We start from the raw sequence: 22,262 nt of genomic DNA on the forward strand, positions 1-22,262 counted from the left end.
ATTTTCAAATTAAAATTGAAGCGATGAAAATAATTTCATGGAACGTCAACGGCATTAGGGCCATTGCAAAAAAAGACTTTTTTGAAACTCTGGAAAAAATGGCCCCTGATATTCTTTGCCTTCAAGAAACCAAGGCTCAGGACAACGAGGTTGAGAAGACACTTTCAACATTGGAGCATTATAACAAAAACTATAATTCGGCCGATAAAAAGGGTTATTCCGGCACCGCACTTTTGAGCAAAATAGCACCACTTGGCATTACCATGGACATGAATGTTTCCGAGCATGATGAAGAAGGCCGAATACAATGTGCAGAGTACGAAAATTTCTTTTTGGTGAATGTATATGTGCCCAATTCAGGCCAACAATTGGAACGTCTGGACTACCGTAAGCAGTGGGATGCCGATTTTCTAAAATACCTCAAAAATCTTGAAAAGACAAAACCCGTAATTGCCTGTGGAGATTTTAATGTGGCTCATAGACCAATTGACCTTAAGAACGATAAGAGCAACTATAACAAAACGGCAGGATACACCCAAATTGAAATAGATGGAATGGATAATTTTGTCAAAGCCGGTTTTGTAGATTCATTTAGACTTTTTCATCCGGATGTAGTTGCCTATACCTATTGGAGTTATCGATTTAAATCGAGGGAAAGAAACACCGGTTGGCGTATAGATTATTTTTTGGTGAGCAAGTCCCTGGTAGAACGTATAAAATCTGTTGAAATTCTATCGGAATATTTTGGATCGGACCACTGCCCTATAGCCTTGGAAATAGAATTTTAAAAGGCGCCATGTTCTCCTAAATATTGTTGCAGTACACTCAACTGAAAATTCCCTACAACCTGGAGACCGGCATCCGCGTTCATTAGTACCAAACCATATGCCAGATGTGACAACTTACAGTCACTAACCACCTGCTTTTTTATCCCTGTGAAAACAGGCCTAAAGTGTTGATCAATTTCCAAACCCGAAGATCTCCCAACGGTCATGGCCTTGACTACCGCTTCCGTGATTTGTTCTGGAGATAAACCTTGTTCCAGTAGATCGCTTGCCAAGTGCTTTAAACGAAGACTATAATAGAAATCCAAAAAATTGGCAATACTATCCATAGTCTTGTCTTCTGAAGTAAAAATAGAAATTTCCATAATTAAATTCGTATTTGATCCGTGTCACCACAGCAGTTGATAAAAACTGTTATACCTTTTAAAGTTGGTCCAACGCAGTTGAGACATTGTTTTTTGTCCAGTACTTAACTGAGCTACACCTGCAAAAGATATAATCACAATTTCTTGGCGTACCCAAATACCATTTTTTTAAATTCCCTAAAGTCGTTGGCAAACAAACCCATTTGTTCCCTTAGGATAGCATGTTTTTCTCGGTAGTCCTGATCGGATACCCCTTTCTCTGCACTAAGTAAATGGGCCAACTGCTTTTCATGCGCTACAATATCTTCGGCCAAATAATCAAATAGGGTTTCATGGATCTTGTCCAGATATTGGAGCATCTGTCCGTATTCAGAAGCATTTATTTGTTCCCTATCCAGCAAATCAGTGAAAAATTTGGACTCATCCTTCCAAAATGCAACGATATTCATCCATTCCCTACTTTCGTGGTGTAGTGCACCCAATGCTTCACCCAACATTTTTGACTTTTTTGAACCTGATGATTCGGCCTTCATTAGCTTACATTTTAAATTATACCCTATTTAACCTATATATCTTTTTAAAAAACTAGTACGCAAACCCTTTCTGGCAGCCTCCAATAGAGTTTCCACCTCTTTAATGGTACTATTTTGTATTTTGGCAATTTCCGCCACCTCAAACTGATGTTCTGTAAATAGTTCATATACCCGTCGCATGTGCATGGGCATATGACATAGCACCATTTCAGCATGTTTTCTAATGTTCTCCGCTCCCAATTCTTTATCCAATTGGAGTATCACTTTTTCATCGTCATCCCCAATAAAAATTTGGTTTAGAACATAGTCGTTCTTCGCATAGGAAATATCGTCCAGTTCTTCGGTCATAACAAGATCACCATCGCCATCTGTAGAATATTCTTCCTGCATCGCATCCCATTCGGGTTTGGAGTAGGTCTCTATATTATCAAAGAAAATTGAATCGAATTCTTCTTCTACCAGTATATCATCCAACAATTTGTCTATTCTTTTGAACATCCAGGGATGCAACTCATTTTCATTCTTAATCTCGTCCAAATGGTCATATACCTCTATAAAAAGTTGGTCAATTAAATCGTCCGCCTTATACTTGTTCCTATCGATCTTACGCATTACCAAGGCTCGGTTCAAATTTTTTTGGACATATCGCCTGACCTCTGGCATCGTTTTTAATAAAACCTGATTGAATGCCTTGAGGTTTCCTTCTTTCTTTAGCCGTTTTAAATCAAAAAAGGAATTGGCCACAAACAGATGAAACTCCCTTTGACTTTGATAAATATTTACAGAATCTTCCATAGCTTATAAATTATCCAATATTACTGTACTTCAAAAATGCCAACCTCCTACTTCAAAACAAATGATTAATATCATTTCTCCCTAGCGGATCTGGACTAAAAAACTAGATAAAAATCCTCGGAGTTCAGCTGATTACTTAGCTTAATTTCTCCAATTCTTCTTCTATTAGCTCCAACTTCATGGAACTGTCGCGCACCAAAAGAAGAAAATGCCCTTCTTTTAGCAATTTTAGATGAAAGTTCACCTTATACTCCGATAATCCCAATCCCCTTAAAATTCCATATGGGCCAGCGGACATAGAACCCAGCGGTATACCCGATATATCCAATAAGAATTGTGAGGCCAAGTTGCCCGCAATAAAGAGAGTTCCTAATTGTGCATTGGGGAATATCCCAAAAGGTACCTTGGATTTCAAAACCCCATTCCAAAATTCTTTTAACTCTTGTTCCAAATTGGTCTTTATTTCATCCAGGGAAATATTGTTGTTATCAAGTTTACCCAATATAGACATCTGGGGTTTATCCACGTTGGCCTGAATTACCTCGATAGCCTTTTTCAACATTCGTAAATTCTGAAATTCCATTATTGCAAAAAACCTCCTCACCGATATGTTAACCTTAGATTTCATTTATTCAATAATTATGAAATGGTCGGGTTGGTATTAGTCCAATTCCAAGTTAAGAATCTAATAGAATTTAGGATATGATTTAAATCATTTCAAAAGGAATTTGATAGCGTTAACTTTGGGATGTATAAAAATACATTCACAGAAATCTAAAACTAAAAATAAAAATCATGACAAACAACGACGGAAATATTCTTTTGGCTTTATTGACAGGGGCTGCTATAGGGGCAGGAATTGGGATTTTATATGCTCCAGACAAAGGCATAGAAACTAGGCACAAAATAAAGCGTAAGGTTGGGGAAACTACCCAAGACTTAACCGATAGAATCTCCCATGCCAAAGAGGAACTTACCAAAACCGCAAACGAGAAAAAGGATGCTTTTGACCGTAAATTGGATGAAGCCATATCCACAATGAGCTATAAGGCAGATGACATTATTGCTACCTTGGAGCGCAAATTGGAGGACCTTAAAAAGAAAAACGCACAATTTCAAAAATAAGGTAGCATGGCCTTGACTGAACTTAAGAAAGACCTTACAGAGGCAGAAGCCGATGTAAGGTCTTATCTAGAAAATAGCGAGGAGTATGCCAAGCTAAAGATTTTTAAAGTTCTTATGGAGCTTGTAACCACTTTTGCAATAACTCTATTAGTAGGCGCCTTGGCCCTATTGGCCTTGTTTTTATTATCGTGGGCGGCATCCAATGCCCTGAACGTAGTTTTGGAAAGCGCATACCTTGGATTTTTGTTTACAGGTATAGGTTATATCCTTATTGCTATCATCTGTTATTTTCTCAGGGATAAGATCAATGCTCCTTTACTTCGCAAATTTTCCAAACATTATTTTGATTGAAACTATGGGCAAGCACTACAACTCTTTTAAGGAGATTGATGAAAGACTAATGGCCTTAAAATTACAACGTAAAATTGAAATAGAAAGCCTAAAATTGAACCTCAATCAGGCCAAGGCAAATCTCCGACCTCTGCAATTGGCGGGAAGCCTTAAGGGTAGCATACAACAAATCTTATTGGCTTTTGCCATAAAGAAGCTCAAGGGAATTTTTAACAGGAGACAATAGCCTTAATCTTATCTTGATCTACATTAAAACCAATATTAAAAATCTGCCACAGTTCTCAGTCCCTCTACGTCTAAAATAATAATCCTTCTTCCATGATCCGTGGTAATTAAACCTTCATCCTTAAAATCTGACAAAGTGCGGATGGCCGTTTCCGTGGCCGTACCGATCATTCCGGCAAAATCCTCTCTGGGGATTCCTAATCCACCATTTGGTTTATCCAATATAACATTCTTATCATAAAGCTCCAAAAGGGCCTTCGCAGCCCTCTGCCTTACCGAAGCAAAAGCCATATCCACTAATTGTTCCTGCATGTGCATGAGATTATTGGAAATCATTCCAATGAATTTTTGAGAAACCACCGAGTTGCCATAAAGCAATTTCGTAAAATCATCCCTAGGTATGGTGCACAATTCGGAGTCCTCCAAAACCATAGCACTTTCAACATATGCTATTTTGGAATTTAACAGGGAAAGTTGCCCGATAAAATCTCCCGGTCCAAAAATTCCCGTCACAAATTCCTTTCCAGTTTCAGTGCCTTTATAGGTCTTGACACTGCCCTGTTCTATAAAAAATAAGGAATGGGCATTGTCACCTTCCCAAAAGATGATATCCCTTTTATTATACTTTTTAAGGGAATAGTTCTTGGAAAGACTTTTAAGATCGCTGTATTGTGACGCCTCGTCCATAAATTTATTGAGCCCTTCCATATTTTTGACTATCTCCTTTTTAAGAAAGTCGCTCTTTCGTAGACGTGAGGCAATGGCTTCCAACAGTTCTTTTTCCTCAAAGGGTTTTGTCAAATAATCGTCTGCCCCCAAATTCATTCCCAATCTCACCTCTGCCCTATCGGTTTTTGCAGTCAAAAATATAAAGGGTATACTAGAAGTTGCACTGTTTTTACCCACTAGTTCCAATACCCCATAACCGTCCAGTTCCGGCATCATAATATCACATATAATTATGTCTGGCCTAAACTTTTCGGCAAGTTCGACCCCTATTTTCCCATTCTCGGCCGTAACCACCTCATAGTTGGACAATTCCAATATATCGGCCGTATTTTCCCTTACATCCTTGTTGTCCTCAATTAACAGAATTTTTTTCATACTCGTTTATATTTACAGGGAGTTTTATGCTAAACGTGCTTCCTTCTCCCATTTTACTTTTAAAACTAATGCTGCCACCCAATAGTTCCGTATACTGTTTTACAATATGAAGCCCAAGCCCTGTTCCTTGTATGTTGGTGGCATTTTCAGCCCTAAAGAAACGGTTAAATAGATTTTTGTGCTCCTCCTTGGGTATGCCCATGCCTTTATCCTTAATATCAATGAATAAGCTTTTGTCCTTTATTGAAATTTTAATGTTGATCATTTGTTGCTGTTCAGAATACTTTATTGCATTAGTGAGCAGGTTGATTAAGATATGGCTCAATAATTTAGGATCCAGAAAAACGGTTATTGCAGGCTTGGAATGCTCTAAAAAGATGTTCTGACCCTCTTTTTTGTTTGGTTCCATCTCATCAATCAATATTTTTACAAATTGTATTAAATCAAAAATCTGTGGTTTTACCTGTACCATACCCTCCTCCAGCTTACTAAGGGATAGAAAATCGTTTAGAATAACAACAAGGTCCCTTACATTTGTCGTTATCCTGGTTACATGTTTCATCCTCCTATCCTCCTTTCCCGGTTCATTCTGTTTTCCAATTAGGATGGCAGATGAAAGTATGGCGCTCAGCGGAGTTCGAAACTCATGGGAGGCAATTGAGATAAAACGTGATTTCAACTCATTTAGCTCCTTTTCCACTAACAGCGTCTTTTCCAATTTATACTGAACTTCTTTTTGTTCGGTAACATTGTTATAGACAAACAAGGCCCACTTAATTTCTTTTTCATCGGAATAGAGGGGTGTGGAATTAACTGCATAGTATTGATCTTTAAATTCTATTTCGAAGGAAATATTTGCCCCCTCCAATGTCTTTTCTATATCCGACTTTATCTTTTTTAGCTGCTGTTTTGAAAAAATAGGGATGTCATATATTGGAATCCCTTCAAAATGGGACTTCATAATATCAATACGGTCCATTTCCTCTCCTTCCACATATACTAGTTCATAATCTGTATTAAAGATCATTATTACTCCATTGGGGAAATTATGAGCTATAGCCGTAAACAATGCCTGACTAAGTTTGGCCTTTCTTTCCGCCCTATTAGTTTCCACTACCTGATCTTCCAGGTTCAAACTAGTAGTTACCAGCTGCTGAACGGCTGATTGTACTTCCTTGGTCTGTTCTTCCACTTTATGTTCTAATTGTAGGGCATATTCCTCCAATTTCCTCTTGTTCTGCTGTATTTCGGTCACGTCGTTCAGGACCCCAATAATATGTGTCAGTTTTCGATCTTCATCATATAGCGGGGTAATGGACAGGTCATTCCAAAAAAGGGTGCCATCTTTACGATAATTTCGCAGCACCACCCTACAGGGCCTTCCCTGTTGAATGGCTTTTGCCAAGTCCCTAATTTCAGGTTGATCGCGATCATTATTCTGTAAAAACCTACAGTTTTTCCCTATAACCTCACTCCCTTCGTAACCAGTTATATGGGTAAAGGACTGATTACAATAAATAATAGGTAGTTCTGGGTCTTGGGCATCCACAATAACGATTCCGTTGCCTGCAGCTTCCAAGGCCCTATTTCTAATATTCAAGGTATTCTGTATCAACTTGGTATCGGTTATATCCAATCCAGAACTTACGACCCCAACAATTTCATTATTACCATTCCTCAAGGCAGCATTGTTCCATTGAATTAAGCGCTCTTGCCCACCTTTGGCAACAACATGGTTTTCGTAAAAATTGGGCAGATTTAATTTATCCTCAAAAATAGACTCAAACAGTTCGATCAATTGCTTTTTGTTCCTTTTAGGTATAAATTCCGTAAACCAGTCTTTGTGCAAAATAGCATCTTGTTCAATTCCCAATATTTCACAGGTCCTTTTATTAACAAGTTCAACGGTATGGTCCTTATTGATGACCAGAAACATAGAAGGAGAAGTATCCATATATTGGCGAAGCAATTTTTTTTCCTTTACCAGGGCATTTTCCACTGTCTTTAAGTCCGTTACATCATGCATAAATCCTTCCCTTCTAAAAGGAACATTTTGGTCATCAGTTACAAAGGAACCCTGCTCCCATATCCATTTTATTGCCTTTAGGGAGGTAATTATCCTATAGGAAAGCTGATATGCTCTTTTTTCCTTAACTGCCCTGCCAAGCTCCTCCAGAACTTTTGGCAGATCTTCATTGTGAATTAAATTTTCCCAACTAAGTGCAGGGTCTTCATAAAATTGTTGGGGTGAATAACCACTTATAGCCTTACATGTCTCGCTGATAAACTCCATATAATAGGGGCTGTGAGCCTTACAACTATACACTATTCCCGCTACATTGGACACCAAATTCCGAAACCTTCTATCACTTTCAAAAACAGGGGTGTCCGCTGGTTTACAATAGAGTGCAAATAAATTTTGACCTTTTAAGACTGTTGGGGCACACCTAATATCCAATGGAAAGCTAATTCCATTTTTTTTGAGGCCAAAAAACTGAATTGGTTCTGCTCTATTTTTCTTTGATTGGGCAGCCTCTGCATTTTTCTTCCAATCGGGAACGATCATATGAATATTCATGTTCGCCAATTCCCCAGCACTATAATCGAAAAGATTTTCAGCGGTTTGGTTTGCTATTAAAATAAAACCGAGCTCATTAACCACGAACAATCCTGCTAACGAAGCATCAAAAATGACTTGAAAAAGATCGGTATTTGTTATTTTTTCGTTCATTGTCGATTTGTGGAATTTTACTAAAAAATGTCTTCACCAAACAGAAAAGGAAAGACCAGTTGAGCGTTATTGGTTCTAGTAAACCAACACTATTGTAAACTTTTTTAGTCTGTTCCTACCAAGTTCCACAAATGTATTGGTATCCTAAGCTGTAAGAAATGACATCCGTCATAATACAACATATGAATTCAATAGATTCTTTAAACCTGATAATGGTCATGTGCGTATTTGTTTATATGGAATAATTTTGAATAAAATTTAAAATTAAAGACTTATGACAACGGGCTTGGTCCTATCTGGAGGCGGTATTCGCGGTGTTGCCCATATTGGGGCCATAAAGGCTATGGAGGAATATGGTATTTTCCCGTCCCATATTGCTGGGACAAGTGCAGGGGCCATAGTAGGAGCCTTGTATGCCGCTGGCTGCACCTGGGAGGAAATGTTGGATTTCTTTAAGACAACACAGATTTTCAGTATAAACAATTATGCCAAGGGTAAACCAGGATTTTTGGATACAGAAAAATTCTACGATCAATTTAAAGCCTACTTGCCATATGACACCTTTGAATCATTGGAAAAACCACTTTATATTACCGCTACCAACCTTCTTGATGGTACTTTAAAGGTATTTAGTCGCGGTGAGCTTATAAGACCAGTATTGGCATCCGCAGCGGTTCCCGGTCTTTTTGCCCCAGTACAGATTAAAAATGGCTATTATGTAGATGGTGGTACATTAAACAATTTTCCTGTGGACCTTATAAGACCTTACTGTGATAGCCTTGTAGGAGTTTATGTAAATCCGTTCAACAAGGTAAGCATCCAAGAACTTAATCGTGTGGACAAGGTCTTGGAAAGAGCTTATCATGTGATGGTGGCCAATGAAACGACCCGTAAATTTAACGATTGTGATTTACTGATACGCCCAATGAATATGGATCGATATAGTATGTTTACCCTAAAAAATTTGGACATCATTTTTGAATTGGGCTATACCGCAACCCTAAAAGTACTGAGCAAAAGTCCCTTGGCCTCAGAATTGTTATCTGCTGCAGAATTGGAAGCTATGAATGGTTTTTCAATGTAAACTTTGAACCTATAGTATTGGAACGCAAAGCTTACCTTTTATTTTTTATGTCCTATTATGTAAAACAGAAAAGATTACTATTAATTATATACGCAGACTGAAAAGCCCCCCTATAATCCGCCTTATAAGCTTATGGAAATAATGACATACCCTTATATCCTTTCTGAATTTTCAATTCCCCCTGCCGGGACATGGCGAACCCTTTTCCCGATCCAACTATAAACCAAAAATTTTCGGAATTCCAATATTGGGTCAAGAACGAAAATATAAAATCCTTGCCCGCTTAAAGAATTGTGCCAGTAACAGCGCCCCAAAAGCAAATAGAATGGAATATCCCAGTTGTTCCAATGAAAGCATGCGTAACGAAAATGCCGCTGCCAAATGAGTGCTAAGGTTGGCACCCAAAGTTAAGGCCAAAGACAATGCAATTGCCCCCCAAACCCATAAATTTGTTGTTATCTCATTTACAAAAAAGGATTCCTTTTGCTTGGGTATATTAAATACGTTTAGCAATTGGGCAAATACCAAGGTATAGAAAGCCATATTATTAATGGTTTCAGGGGACAATTTTAGAATCCTGTCGGCATAGGCTACAATACCCACAACAGCTATGCTTATGCTTAGTCCGTACACTACTACAAAATTCCAATCATTACGGTCCAATATAGGGCCCTTTGGTCTTTTGGGAGGCTGTTCCATAATATCCTTCTCTCCCTTTCCAAATCCCAAGGCCAAAGCAGGAAAAATATCGGTTATCAAATTCAGGAACAAAATCTGTAGGGGCAATAAGGGAGCCGGCAAATTTAACAAGGCGGCAAAACCTACCGTAAGTATTTCTGCTAAATTACAGCTCAACAAGTAAACTACAAATTGGCGAATATTCTGAAATATTACCCTGCCCTGCCTGATTCCCAATTCCATGGCCGTAAACTTATCATTTTTTAAAATAACGTCGGCCACTTCACGGGCAGCCTCCGCGCCCCTAATGCCCATGGCCACGCCGATGTCCGCTTTTTTTAATGCAGGGACATCGTTGATGCCGTCGCCGATCATTCCAACTATATGGCCATGTCTCTGATAATAGCCTATTAAATTCAACTTCTGCTCCGGACCAACCCTGGCAAAGACCGAGGCTTTTAACAAGGACAAATCATTTCCATCCGCCCCATCCAAACTTTTATTGAGGTCCTTGCCATGCCATATTTTATCAGGAATATCATTAACCTCCAAAATCCCAACATCCTGAGCTATTTTCTTTGAGGTACCGGGATGATCACCGGTAACCATAATCACCTTTATACCCGCCTTCTTGTAAATATCGATCACTGCTTTCACATCCTTCCTGGCAGGATCAAGAAATCCTATAGTTCCCAGAAAAGTAAGTCCGTTTAAAATATTGTCTTTTGATGGTGCTTTTTCTTCTTCCTTATATGCAAAAGCTAGGGTGCGTAAACCCTGGGCAGCAAGAGTATCTACCTTTTGTTTCCACAATAGTTTATGCTCATCAAGTCCTATTCCTTCCCCATACAAATCAAAATTACATAGGTCTACCAAACTTTCAAATGCCCCCTTTGCATATACCGTATAGCCTCCTTGCTTTTTATGGGCCGTTGCCATTAACTTTATTTCAGAATCAAATGGCAACTCCAGATTTTCCGGATTATCTTGTTTTAAAGCTTTTGGATCATAGCCCAAATGTATAGCAAAGTGTATCAATGCCAATTCAATGGAATCGGCCTGTTCATTAATGGCTGTGGGATCCACATTGTTGCAAAGTATCCCAGCCATCATCATTTTATCAAAAACAGGCTTATTCTTTAAGGAGGTATAATGGGATTTTTCCTTTTGATAGGGATTATCCAAATATGTTTCACCAAATATCACTGCAGATACCATCATCCGATCTTCGGTCAGGGTACCCGTTTTATCCGTAAAAATGATATCTGTTGCACCCAATGTTTGTACGGCTTCCATTTTTTTTATGATGACCTGTTTTTTGGTCAACCTTATCATGCCCCTTGCCAAGGCAATGGTAGCTACTATTGGAAGACCCTCGGGAATAGCGGCAACTGCCAAAGCCACTCCCGTTTCGATCATAAAAAAAAGATCGTTGCCCCTGAAATAGCCTATGACTATAATTAATCCCGCAATACCGAGCGTTAACCCAATAAGCCAATTGCTTAATTGGTTTAATTTCTTCTCCAAAGGGGTGCGCTCCTTTTCGGCATCCACACCCATTTGCTGAATGGTCCCCAATTGGGTATGCTTTCCGGATGCTGTAACTATGGCCTTCCCAAATCCAGAACTAATCACCGTACCCCTAAAGACCATATTGATCTGATCGGTAATCGGTGTATTCATTGGTAGTGGTTCCGTTACCTTTGCTACCGCTAGACTCTCCCCCGTTAATACGGATTCTTTCACCAGAAGGTTATCAACATGGGTCAGGCGTGCATCGGCCGGCACAACATCTCCAGGGCTTAAAACAATAAGGTCACCAGGTACAATATCGGCCGCCTTGATATGTGTTCTTTGTCCAGATCTTATTACATGGGTACTTGCCTGCCCCATTTTTACCAGGGCCTCCAAAGATTTAACGGCCTGCAGTTCCATAAAATATCCAATGGCAACGGAAATAAGTATTACGAATAAAATAGCGGCACTCTCCAGTTTATCGCTGAAAATAAAGGCAAGAATTGCTGCTACAAAAAGAATGTAGATTATGGGATCCATGAGCTGTTGCAAGAAAATGGTCCATCTTTTCTTTGTGCCTTGCTCTGGAATTTGATTAGGGCCATATTTCTGCAAACGTTCTGGAATACACTCCTTATCCAAACCCCGTTCCAAATCACTGCCCAAATGGGCACTAATATCCTGCACAGGAGTAAAAAATGCATTTTGCAGCATAAGGATAATAATTAAATAACAAAAAATATGCCTTCCCGTCGCAACCACCCACATGGACATATTTTGGGTTTTAACGGGAAGGCATTGCTAACAAATAACCAACAAATTGCTATCCTATAAGTATTTTCTTGGGAGGTGTTTTTTTAGCCTCTTCTTTTTTGGTTAAATTAAAGCTCAAAATACCATCCTTGTATGCCGCCTTAATGGCTTCCTGCTTAACAGTATCCGGCAACTGTAGGGAACGTTCAAAGGAATTATAACTAAATTCCCTACGGGTATAGTTCTCGTCCTTATCTTCTTTGGACTCGGACTTCTCTGCAGCAATATTTAAACATCCATCATCAATGGTAACCTCAAAATCCTTCTTTTGAAATCCGGGAGCGGCAAGCTCTATCTCAAAATGGTCATCGGTTTCTTTAATGTTCAATGCTGGCTCTATTCTCTTACCATTCCAGAAACGATCTGGCAACATATCTCTGACCCATCTGCGATTATCAAAAAAATCGTCCATGTCAAAAAAATCCTGGGTCATTAAATTGCCAAATGGCCTTCTCTTAAATTTTACTAGTGTCATAATATTTTATTTTTAAGGGTTATATTTATTATGCTTCTAAAGTACATCCAACTAGCCTAGTACAAAATGATTTAGGTCAGTCCCATTAAATTTCTTTACATTTAATTTTACTATATCCAATAATCGCATTAAAATAATTTTTTCCCTGTCTATTTTCGGGATAGCAAGTGCGGTTCAATTTTAAGACAGGGCTCGGTACATTTTTTATTCAAGATCCTATGATCAATCCAACCGATTTTGGCATTCACGGTCTTTCCGATGAAGCCGTAAAACAATCCAGAAAAAAGCACGGCAAAAATAGCCTGAGCTACAAAAAGGACAATAGCTTTTTGGATGCTTTAAAAAGTATTGCCCAGGAGCCTATGGTTATCTTATTAATTGTAGCCTCCTCTATATACTTTATTACAGGTAATAACGGGGACGGAATATTTATGGCCTCCGCGATTATATTGGTAGCCTCTATCTCCCTTTATCAGGATTCCAAAAGTAGAATGGCCCTGGAAAAATTAAAAAATCTTACCCAACCCAATAGTCAGGTCATACGGAATGGTGTAGTCATGGAAATCCCCAGTGAGGAATTGGTTGTCGGCGACAGTCTAATGGTCGAGGAAGGCAATACTATTCCGGCAGATGGTACCATTGTACATTCAAACGATTTTTCGGTAAATGAATCCATTCTCACCGGAGAATCGCTTTCCGTTTTTAAGGATGCTACAAAATTGGACAATAACATACTTGGTGGCACCACGGTAGCAAGCGGATTGGCCATTGCAACCGTCACCGAGATCGGCAACGAAACCCGACTGGGTAAAATTGGAAAAAGCCTTGAAGGCATACAGGACGAAAAGACACCCCTGGAAAGACAGATTTCCAGTTTCGTAAAAAACATGTCCATTTGGGGTGGCATTATTTTTCTATTGGTTTGGGGTATAAATTATTTTCAGTCCAAGGAAGTTTTAGACAGTCTGCTTAAAGCCCTTACCTTGGCCATGAGCATATTACCTGAAGAGATTCCAGTGGCCTTTACCACTTTTATGGCCCTAGGTGCCTACAGATTGATGAAAATGGGCATTGTGGTAAAACATATGAAAACGGTAGAATCTCTGGGAAGTGCTACCGTAATTTGTGCCGATAAAACCGGTACCATTACCCAAAACAGAATGGAACTGGCTAAACTTTATAGCCTTGAAACAGGAGAGACTGTTGCGGCCGAAGGCCCACTTAATACCTCCCTTGAACATCTACTAACAATGGCAATGTGGGCGAGTGAACCTATACCTTTCGACCCCATGGAAAAGTCACTACACGAGGCTTATGGCAACATGGTTTCAGTGGACCTGAGACCCCAGCACAAAATGGTTCACGAGTATCCCCTAGGAGGAAAACCCCCAATGATGACACATCTTTTCGAAAACAGTGTTGGCGAGCGCATTATTGCCTCCAAAGGAGCCCCAGAGGCCATTATGGCGGTTTCCCAATTAACGGATACCCAAAAAAATAAGATCAAGGAAATCCTGACCAATTTAGGTCGGGAAGGTTACCGTATGCTAGGTGTGGGACAAGCCAATTTTAAAGGATACGATTATCCCAAAAGACAACAGGATTTTGAATTTTCGTTCCTGGGTATAGTAGCCTTTTATGATCCTCCTAAGGAAAACATATCCCAGGTCCTAAAAGATTTTGATCTGGCAGGAATCAAGGTGAAATTGGTTACAGGGGATAATCCCACAACTTCCATGGCTATTTGCAAACAAATAAATTTTCCTGGATATGAAAAGAACATGACGGGGGACGAACTAATGCAATTGAACGATGAAGAATTGCAACAAAAAGTGATGGCAACGCAAGTCTTTACGCGTATGTACCCTGAAGCCAAATTAAGAATAGTTAACGCCATTAAGGCGAACAACGAAGTAGTAGCCATGACGGGCGACGGGGTAAATGACGGTCCGGCACTTAAGGCCTCGCATATTGGTATAGCCATGGGCAAGAAAGGGACTGAAATTGCCAAGCAAGCCGCCTCCTTGATCCTGGTAGACGACGACCTGTCCAAAATGGTCGATGCCATTGCCATGGGCAGAAAGATTTATGGCAATTTAAAGAAGGCCATCCAATATATCATATCCATTCATATCCCTATTATATTAACCGTATTTATTCCCTTGGCGTTGGGCTGGGCCTATCCTTCTATTTTTTCACCTTCGCATGTTATTCTACTGGAATTGATCATGGGGCCCACCTGCTCCATAATTTATGAAAACGAGCCCATGGAGAAAAATACGATGATCAAAAAGCCTAGGCCATTCACCACTACATTTTTTAAATTTAGAGAATTGTTTACCAGCATCTTACAAGGATTGGCCATTACCGTGGGATCGTTATCGGTATATCAATACGCTGTTTTTCTAGATCATAACGAAGCTATCACCAGGACTATGGTATTTATGGTTTTGATATCCGCCAATATTTTTCTGACCTTGGTTAACCGCTCCTTTTATTATTCCATTTGGACCACCTTAAAATACAAGAATAACCTGGTACCAATAATTATAGGTATTACTTTGGTTTTGGCTGCACTATTGCTCTTTGTACCGCCTTTTACCCAATTTTTTCAATTTGAAACTTTAAATGGGAATCAACTTGGAATTTCCGTGCTGGCCGGAATGTTGTCCGTACTCTGGTATGAATTTGTGAAAGGAATAAAACGTGCTGGAAAAAAATAGGGAAAATCGGGAAAATCATAGCAACAAAAATGGCTACAGTTTCTCCCCAAATGCCAAATCCCCTGCATCGCCAATACCGGGTATTATATAGCCTTTATTGTTTAATTCTAAATCGATCGCAGCAATCCACAATTGCGTATTTTCGGGAAAGACTTCCCGTATGTGATCTATGCCGGATTGGGATCCAATAACAGAAACAATATGGATTTGTTTGGGTTTACCGTGGTCCTTTAAGGCCTTTAAAACATTTTCCAAAGTTTTTCCAGTGGCCAGCATTGGATCTGTTAGCACCAAGGTTTTATTTTCCAGAGATGGGGCAGCAAAGTATTTCACTATAACTTCAAAAGCATCCTCATCTCCACGATGATGTCTAAAGGCAGAAATAAATGCATTTTCAGCATTGTCGAAATAATTTAAAAGGCCCTGATGCAAGGGGAGTCCGGCTCGTAAAACCGAACACAACACCAAATCATCACTGGGCAATGACATTTCTTTGGTTCCCAAAGGGGTATGCACTTTTTGACTCCTATAGTTTAGGGCCTTACTTAACTCGTATCCCAGAATTTCCCCAATACGTTCTATATTCCGCCTAAAACGCATGCTATCTTTCTGAATTTTAGCATCCCTGATTTCCGCGACAAATTTATTGAGTAGTGAATTTCCTTCACCTAAGCTGTGTATGATCATCTATTGGTCATTTAGTTTCAAGATACAGAATTTGCTTTACAAACTCCATTAAATTTTCAGTACCCGCTGCCCTATATTGTCTTTTTGTTCTTCAATACATTATCGCTGCCATAGAATTAAGTTGTTTTCCAAGGGTACGGATATATTGGCATAACAGGGAACTATTCGGGCTGTGTAATGAATGGCAGGTCTAGTGGTACTTATACATGCAGAGCATTCATGATCTTGCCCATTCTCTGCAAGGCCACCAATCTCCATTTTTATAATTTCATTTGGGCTGCCATTAAGGCCCTCGGCGAAAAGCTCAACAGAAATGGTGTCATGGCTTATGTGGTTTAACCAGACCATTATTTTAAATTGATACCCTCCTTCTATATTTTCAATTTGAATTTGCCCAAAGCGCATTTGCCACCATTTTTTCCTAAGATCGTGAAATGTATTTATCATCTGCCTGCCGGCAATTCCTTTTTGACTTGCTCTTTTTTGGTAATTGTCCGCAGCAGGGAGGTAGTACTTTTCAGTATATTCCCTTACGGCACGATTAGCTGAAAACTTTGGAGTTAAGATAGACATACTATTTCGCATTTTTGCTACCCATTGTTCTGGTATCCCATCTTTATTGCGATTATAAAATTCCGGTACAACTTTTTGTTCCAACAATTCGTAAAGTTCAATGGCCTGGTCAGCATCCCAGAAAGGATCCCCGCCATGTTCGCGACCATCACCCAATGCCCAACCAACTTCCGGAGTAAAGGCCTCCGCCCACCAACCGTCCAACTCCGATAAATTGATTCCACCATTTACCAAAACTTTCATACCACTGGTACCACAGGCCTCCCAAGGACGCCTAGGTGTATTTATCCAAACATCTACCCCTTGAACAAGATGTTCCGTTAACAACATATCATAATCGCTTAAGAAAACTACATGCTTATGTAAGTTATGCTGTTTAATAAATTGTACCCATTGTCTTATCAATGCCTTTCCGGACTCATCATATGGAGGAGATTTGCCGGCAATCACCAATTGTACCGGTCGCTGAGGATTTGTAAGGATACGAATAAATCTTTCCTCATCGTATAATAGCAGGTTTGGTCTTTTATAGGGAACAAATCTCCTTGCAAAACCCAGCGTCAAGGTTTCCTTGTTAAAAATATGCTTGGCCATTTCCACTATTTCTGGGGACTGACCGGCATCCTCGGTCTGCCCTTGGAATCTTTCGCGGATAAAATTTATCATATGATATCTGGAATCGTTCCTAAATTGCCATAAATCATGGTCGGATACTGTAAAAATATCTTGCTCAACCGATTCCAAATGACCTCTCCACCGCTCCTTTCCACAGGCTTGTGTCCAGATTTTATCGGCGTATACCGAATCCCAACTTGGCATATGAACTCCATTGGTAACATGGCCTACCGGCACTTCATCTGAAGGCCATCTTTGAAACAAATTTCCAAATAGATTTCGGCTTACATCCCCATGAAGTCTGCTTACCCCATTTACCGCACTACTGCCATGAATGGCCAAATAGGCCATATTGAAATACTGGTCTGAATTATGGGGATCATCCCTTCCCAATGCCAACAGATCGCTAAAATCTATTTGCAATTCCTCTTTGGCATAGTTTCCAAAAAACTGCCACATTAATGACGGACTGAAATTATCAAATCCTGCCGCCACCGCTGTATGGGTGGTGAACAAATTTCCTGCACGGGTAACCGCCAGGGCTTCCTCAAAGGAAACGCCATTCTCCCTCATAAAATCGGCCGCCCGCTCCAGTACAAGAAATGCGGAGTGACCTTCGTTCATGTGGCACACATCGGGTGCAATATTCATTGCGCGGAGCAATTTCCATCCCCCTATGCCCAGAATAATTTCCTGCTGAATTCGAAGATCCGTACCGCCACCGTAAACCGCACTGGTAATTCCCCTGTGCAGTGGCATATTAACCGGATCATTACTATCCAACAGGTAAAGTTTTACACGGCCAACTTGTACCTGCCATGTGCGCAACCAAACCGTATAACCGGACAAGGATATATTGATCCGCAACCATTCCCCATTTGGTAACCGCAGGGGTGAAATGGGTAATTGCCCTGGATCATTATAGGGAAAAAGTGCCTGTTGGGTACCAAATTGATCGATCAACTGTCTAAAATATCCCTGTTGATAAAGTAGCCCTACCGCAATAACGGGCACCCCTAGATCACTGGCCGATTTTAATTGGTCCCCCGCAACATTGCCAAGACCTCCTACATAAATGGGCAATGCTTCGCTTAGCATGAATTCCATACTAAAATAAGCTACACATTTTAGGTCTGAGATGGGATATTTTCTTTGGAACCAAGCTGGGTCATTGCGGGATTTCTCCTTAAGCTTCATCATTTCGTCCAGCTTGCTCAGGAAAGCCGCATTTCCCATTTGAAATATGAGTTGGTCCCGGGACACGTTCTGCAAAACCACCCATGGATTATGGGTTTCCATCCAAAGATCCGGATCTAATTGGTACCACAATTCATCTACCGCATGGTTCCATGACCAACGCAGATCAAGAGCGAGTTCCGCTAAATCGTCCACCCCATCAATATCCGTAGGTATAAAGCCATATACCTGATTGTTTATTAGAGGTTGTCGAGTACTAATTTTTTCTTTGCCAGCCATGTGTTAGTTTTTCGAAACCAGTAAATAGTAGAAGCCTGTATTCCTTTGGAACATAGTTTTTAAGTTGGCATTTGGAACATATTCTTCTTTAGGTAGTTACTTCTTCCTTCGGATTATAATAAAGTTGCTTCGGTGGTAAAACACCCTTTAAATCATAAATATTTCTTGAAAAGAAGAATCCCTAATTTGAAGATTCGGTTTTCAACAAAATAAATTCACTAATATTCACCATGTCAATTGCGCCGATCAATTTTTCATTACTTGTCACCGGAAAAAAACTCTTCTTTTCCTTGCCAACAAGTTCCAATACCTTGGTTATTTCTGCAGATTCATCAATTACGGTGAAGTTCTTATCCATAATATCCTTAACTAAAATGGAAGGGGTCTTGGCGTGTTTAATGACATCCTTTTGGGTAACTATTCCCTTTATTTCCTTGTCCAGCGCCACTACAAAATCCTTTTCCGTACTTGACAATAGGATTTCTATAACCTCTTGTACATTATTATCCGGACGCAACACTGTAATATTGGTTAAGGTAGCCTCCTTTACCACATGCCCCTTTAGCAACGAATTCTGTTTTACCATTCTGTTTTCGCCATACGCGCCAAAAAAGATAAAAAAGGCAATCAATATCAAAAAAGGATTTACAAAAAAGCCCAAAATAAAAAATACTACAGCTAAGGATTGGCCAATAGCAGCGGCTATATTGGTGGCTTCTACCCTACTTAGCCTAAAAGCCAATAAAGCCCTAAGAACACGACCTCCATCCATAGGAAACGCTGGAATAAGGTTGAAAAGCACGAGCATAACATTCGCTATAAACAAATAGAAAAGGAAATTCTGCAAGTTGGGTGCATAAAGCATCTCCTCTACCACCACATTATCAAAATTAAAATAGCTCTTTAGCGGTATCACTAAAGACAATAGTAGGGCAATTACAACATTTACGGCAGGTCCGGCAAGGGCCACAAGAAGTTCCTGCCCAGGTTTTTCAGGCATTTTGTCCAAGGTTGCTACGCCCCCTATAGGTAAAAGAATAATCCTTTGTGTCTTAATATTAAATTTTCTGGCTGTAAGGGCATGGCCCAGTTCATGTAGCACCACACAAGCCATCAACACCAAAATAAAACCCTGATTTACCGCTACCCTTGTAAAATCAGCGCTATTCTGAAATTCAACGAACCCGGCCCAAATCAACAATAAAGCAAAGGTCCAATGTACCTCCAATTGGATTCCTGCAATTTTTCCCAACCTTAAAAAACCCTTCATAAGCAATATTTTGTCGAAGATATTCGCACAGTGCGACTTTGACAATGACAATTGTCATAAGTGGTTATATTGCCCTTTTAAATATAAAGTGGCACAAGTTTAAATCATTATATGTCCGGCAAGGTTAGGGCTGTTGATTAATTGGTCATTAGAGAGATCTACATGAATAGCCTTACAATTTTATAACTGTAATCCAACGAGATGGTCTATCATGAAGAGAAGTAGGAGATTCTCTGCCTTTTCCATATCACTTAATACTTAATTTTCGTATTCGGGCATTGATCGAGGCTATTTCCTCCTTTTGTAATTTCCCAATAAGGTCTTTAAAATCCTTTTCCAATTCAGGGTTTTCCTCTACAATTTCAGAAATGGCCTGTAATGCGTTCACTCTTACAATTCTACTTTCGGTAGGGTTGCCCGCCCATTGATTTAGTTTGGACAACACAATTTCCAACTCTTGCTCTGTAAGTGAAAGCCTTGGCACCATTTGGGACAAATGCCATTTAAATTCCTTGTCCTCAGCGCTTTGGAAAAAATCCAATATCTCACTTTTATGACTTTGAAGATATTGGGGCCTCCCAATGGTAATTTTTTCCACGGCATCTGCCGCCCTCATAAGTATTATCCGATCCTTGGAATGAAGAAAACGAAATAGAAGATCGAAGTCTTGCTGATTCCGAATTAAAGGTATCAGAAACTTTACCCTTCCTATTGATCTAAGATCTCCACCTTCCAAATATTTCTTTATGTTAGCTGTAGTTTCCAATTTTCCAAACTTATGAACATAACATTCCACCATCTACCACATGGATAGTTCCGGTAATATATTTGCTCTGGTCCGAGGCCAGAAAAAGAGCCATCTCAGCAATTTCGCTGGATTCCGCATAACGCCCCAAAGGTACGGCCGCCTCAAATCCTTTCATAACCTCATCGGGACTGCTGGGCGACATATCCACTTCTATACGCCGCATCATATTATTGTTAACCGGGCCAGGATGAATAGTATTTACGCGAATTTTACGCTTTGCATTTTCTTGGGCTGCTACCCTCATTAAACCAACCACGGCATGTTTGCTGGCCACATAGGCTCCTAGTCCGGCAAAACCCTTTAAACCCGCAACCGACGAGGTGATTATTACACTACCTCCATCCTTCATTTTTGGGATCACATATTTACATCCCAACCAAACCCCTTTTAGGTTTACACCTATAACCTTATCGAAAATCTCGTCCGGATAATCCGTTATTGGCTTTGAAGTACCTTCGATCCCAGCATTTGCAAAGAATATGTCGATCTTTCCATGAACCTCTAGGCAATTTTCCACAAACTTCTCCGTGTCCTTAACTTTTGAAACATCGGCCACACAATATGACAGGTTCTTATGATCTAACCCGTAGCTTGCCTTTTCCAGAACCTCCTTACTTATGTCCACGATGACCACCTTGGCACCCTCTTGCAAAAAGAGCTTGGCTGTGGCCAGTCCTATTCCACCTGCACCTCCAGTAATTACGGCTACTTTATCTTTTAATCCTGACATTATCACTTGTTTAAAGTTATATTTCTTATTTCCCAACCTTGATCCTGAGTATGTACCGCAACAAGACCGTCGGACAATCTCTTTACCCCTATTGTAGGCCTCTGATATCTTTTTTTGGTCATTTGGATATTGTACCTTCTATTGAAAAATTCAATGATTTCCCCAGAAGTGTCCAGCATAACATCGTGAAATTTAAATTCGTAAATATTCAGATTGAATTCGTTTTTGCCTTTCATGGCCTTCTCAAATAGAACAGCTGTGGTATAGCCATCCTTAAAGGGATACACATTTAATAGTTCAGGTTCAATGACTACATTTCCTTTTGTATCGATAAATCCAAAAACGGGAACATCCTCCTCTACATTTTTGGTAATCAAACACCTGCCCTCTTTGAACATTGGCCATCGGACCCCAGAAATATCATCTTTTGAAGTATCGGCATCCTTGTTCCAATAGATATCGTTCCGAAAATTGATGACCATAGTCCCCTCTTCATTAATAAATCCCCATTGATCTCCTTGTCGAACAGCCGCCAAGCCTTCACTAAAGGGAGCAATTTCATCAATATTTTTGACTGATTGGGAAGACATAATATTGAAAAGCATTAGCATTGCACATGCCGTAATAAAATATATTTTCATGACTTCGAATTTTAGTTTCCACTAAAGTAGTTTACAGAATACCAGTACAAAATGACCAATGTCAGTAGCCCACAAATAAATAATCCTAATCCTTATGTTTTTACGGTGTTCCAGTTTGAAGAAGGTTGTAAAGTATTAGTTAGACGAGAGAAGGCTTCCC

20 protein-coding genes are annotated in these 22,262 nt (G+C 39.8%); 6 read left to right on the forward strand and 14 right to left on the reverse strand.

Annotation, left to right across the window (positions count from 1 at the left end):
- Positions 1-23: 23 nt before the first annotated feature.
- Positions 24-788, forward strand: coding sequence for an exodeoxyribonuclease III (locus tag MWU78_RS13295; protein ID WP_246998497.1), 765 nt, complete (start codon positions 24-26; stop codon positions 786-788).
- Here MWU78_RS13295 and MWU78_RS13300 read toward each other — a convergent pair.
- The 4 genes from MWU78_RS13300 to MWU78_RS13315 all read right to left on the reverse strand — a co-directional run bounded on the left by MWU78_RS13300 (position 785) and on the right by MWU78_RS13315 (position 3,106).
- On the reverse strand, positions 785-1,150 hold the full coding sequence (locus MWU78_RS13300) for a hypothetical protein (RefSeq protein WP_246998499.1): 366 nt from the start codon (positions 1,148-1,150) through the stop codon (positions 785-787). The genes MWU78_RS13295 and MWU78_RS13300 overlap by 4 nt on opposite strands.
- Positions 1,151-1,284: 134 nt before the next feature.
- On the reverse strand, positions 1,285-1,683 hold the full coding sequence (locus MWU78_RS13305) for a hypothetical protein (protein WP_246998501.1): 399 nt from the start codon (positions 1,681-1,683) through the stop codon (positions 1,285-1,287).
- Positions 1,684-1,710: 27 nt separating this feature from the next.
- On the reverse strand, positions 1,711-2,478 hold the full coding sequence (locus MWU78_RS13310) for a sigma-70 family RNA polymerase sigma factor (RefSeq protein WP_246998503.1): 768 nt from the start codon (positions 2,476-2,478) through the stop codon (positions 1,711-1,713).
- 136 nt (positions 2,479-2,614) lie between these two features.
- Positions 2,615-3,106: a hypothetical protein gene (locus tag MWU78_RS13315; protein WP_246998506.1), complete on the reverse strand. Its 492-nt coding sequence runs from the start codon at positions 3,104-3,106 to the stop codon at positions 2,615-2,617.
- 167 nt (positions 3,107-3,273) lie between these two features.
- Here MWU78_RS13315 and MWU78_RS13320 point away from each other — a divergent pair, with 167 nt between their 5' ends.
- From MWU78_RS13320 to MWU78_RS13330, 3 genes are read left to right on the forward strand one after another with little or no spacing between them, the layout of a single operon-like run.
- Complete coding sequence (locus tag MWU78_RS13320; protein WP_246998508.1) at positions 3,274-3,603, forward strand: YtxH domain-containing protein; 330 nt, start codon at positions 3,274-3,276, stop codon at positions 3,601-3,603.
- Positions 3,604-3,609: 6 nt separating this feature from the next.
- Entirely contained in the window at positions 3,610-3,954 is a 345-nt protein-coding gene (locus tag MWU78_RS13325; protein ID WP_246998510.1) for a hypothetical protein, read from the forward strand.
- Between the two features lie 4 nt (positions 3,955-3,958).
- Complete coding sequence (locus tag MWU78_RS13330; RefSeq protein WP_246998512.1) at positions 3,959-4,180, forward strand: DUF6327 family protein; 222 nt, start codon at positions 3,959-3,961, stop codon at positions 4,178-4,180.
- A 35-nt stretch (positions 4,181-4,215) separates the two neighbouring features.
- Here MWU78_RS13330 and MWU78_RS13335 read toward each other — a convergent pair whose 3' ends face one another.
- Positions 4,216-5,283, reverse strand: a complete 1,068-nt coding sequence (locus MWU78_RS13335) for a response regulator (RefSeq protein ID WP_246998514.1) — start codon at positions 5,281-5,283, stop codon at positions 4,216-4,218.
- Positions 5,261-8,014, reverse strand: a complete 2,754-nt coding sequence (locus MWU78_RS13340) for a PAS domain S-box protein (protein WP_246998516.1) — start codon at positions 8,012-8,014, stop codon at positions 5,261-5,263. The genes MWU78_RS13335 and MWU78_RS13340 overlap by 23 nt, the downstream gene beginning before the upstream one ends.
- Positions 8,015-8,288: 274 nt before the next feature.
- Between MWU78_RS13340 and MWU78_RS13345 the strand changes: the two genes are divergently transcribed.
- A complete protein-coding gene (locus MWU78_RS13345) occupies positions 8,289-9,098 on the forward strand; it encodes a patatin-like phospholipase family protein (protein ID WP_246998518.1) in 810 nt (269 codons plus the stop codon).
- Positions 9,099-9,350: 252 nt separating this feature from the next.
- On the opposite strand, the gene MWU78_RS13350 is transcribed toward MWU78_RS13345, so the two are convergent.
- Together MWU78_RS13350 and MWU78_RS13355 are read right to left on the reverse strand one after the other, a co-directional pair.
- On the reverse strand, positions 9,351-12,005 hold the full coding sequence (locus MWU78_RS13350) for a cation-transporting P-type ATPase (protein WP_246998521.1): 2,655 nt from the start codon (positions 12,003-12,005) through the stop codon (positions 9,351-9,353).
- 109 nt (positions 12,006-12,114) lie between these two features.
- On the reverse strand, positions 12,115-12,579 hold the full coding sequence (locus MWU78_RS13355; RefSeq protein WP_187584735.1) for an Hsp20/alpha crystallin family protein: 465 nt from the start codon (positions 12,577-12,579) through the stop codon (positions 12,115-12,117).
- Between the two features lie 218 nt (positions 12,580-12,797).
- Here MWU78_RS13355 and MWU78_RS13360 point away from each other — a divergent pair, with 218 nt between their 5' ends.
- Positions 12,798-15,302: a cation-translocating P-type ATPase gene (locus tag MWU78_RS13360; RefSeq protein ID WP_246998523.1), complete on the forward strand. Its 2,505-nt coding sequence runs from the start codon at positions 12,798-12,800 to the stop codon at positions 15,300-15,302.
- A 33-nt stretch (positions 15,303-15,335) separates the two neighbouring features.
- Here the strand turns inward: MWU78_RS13360 and upp are convergent, their stop codons facing one another.
- The 6 genes from upp to MWU78_RS13390 all read right to left on the reverse strand — a co-directional run bounded on the left by upp (position 15,336) and on the right by MWU78_RS13390 (position 22,102).
- On the reverse strand, positions 15,336-15,989 hold the full coding sequence (upp, locus tag MWU78_RS13365) for a uracil phosphoribosyltransferase (protein ID WP_246998525.1): 654 nt from the start codon (positions 15,987-15,989) through the stop codon (positions 15,336-15,338).
- A 99-nt stretch (positions 15,990-16,088) separates the two neighbouring features.
- Positions 16,089-18,653: an alpha-glucan family phosphorylase gene (gene glgP, locus MWU78_RS13370; protein ID WP_246998527.1), complete on the reverse strand. Its 2,565-nt coding sequence runs from the start codon at positions 18,651-18,653 to the stop codon at positions 16,089-16,091.
- Between the two features lie 181 nt (positions 18,654-18,834).
- The gene (locus MWU78_RS13375) at positions 18,835-19,923 is read right to left on the reverse strand and encodes a site-2 protease family protein (RefSeq protein WP_187584742.1); all 1,089 of its coding nucleotides are present in this window, start codon (positions 19,921-19,923) and stop codon (positions 18,835-18,837) included.
- A 247-nt stretch (positions 19,924-20,170) separates the two neighbouring features.
- Complete coding sequence (locus MWU78_RS13380; RefSeq protein ID WP_246998530.1) at positions 20,171-20,689, reverse strand: hypothetical protein; 519 nt, start codon at positions 20,687-20,689, stop codon at positions 20,171-20,173.
- Positions 20,690-20,699: 10 nt separating this feature from the next.
- Positions 20,700-21,461, reverse strand: coding sequence for an SDR family NAD(P)-dependent oxidoreductase (locus MWU78_RS13385; protein ID WP_187584746.1), 762 nt, complete (start codon positions 21,459-21,461; stop codon positions 20,700-20,702).
- Between the two features lie 2 nt (positions 21,462-21,463).
- A complete protein-coding gene (locus MWU78_RS13390; protein WP_246998532.1) occupies positions 21,464-22,102 on the reverse strand; it encodes a WG repeat-containing protein in 639 nt (212 codons plus the stop codon).
- Between the last annotated feature and the right edge of the window lie 160 nt (positions 22,103-22,262).

Origin of the sequence: Arenibacter sp. F26102 (assembly GCF_023015865.1) — a bacterium.
In the GTDB taxonomy this organism is placed as follows: domain Bacteria; phylum Bacteroidota; class Bacteroidia; order Flavobacteriales; family Flavobacteriaceae; genus Arenibacter.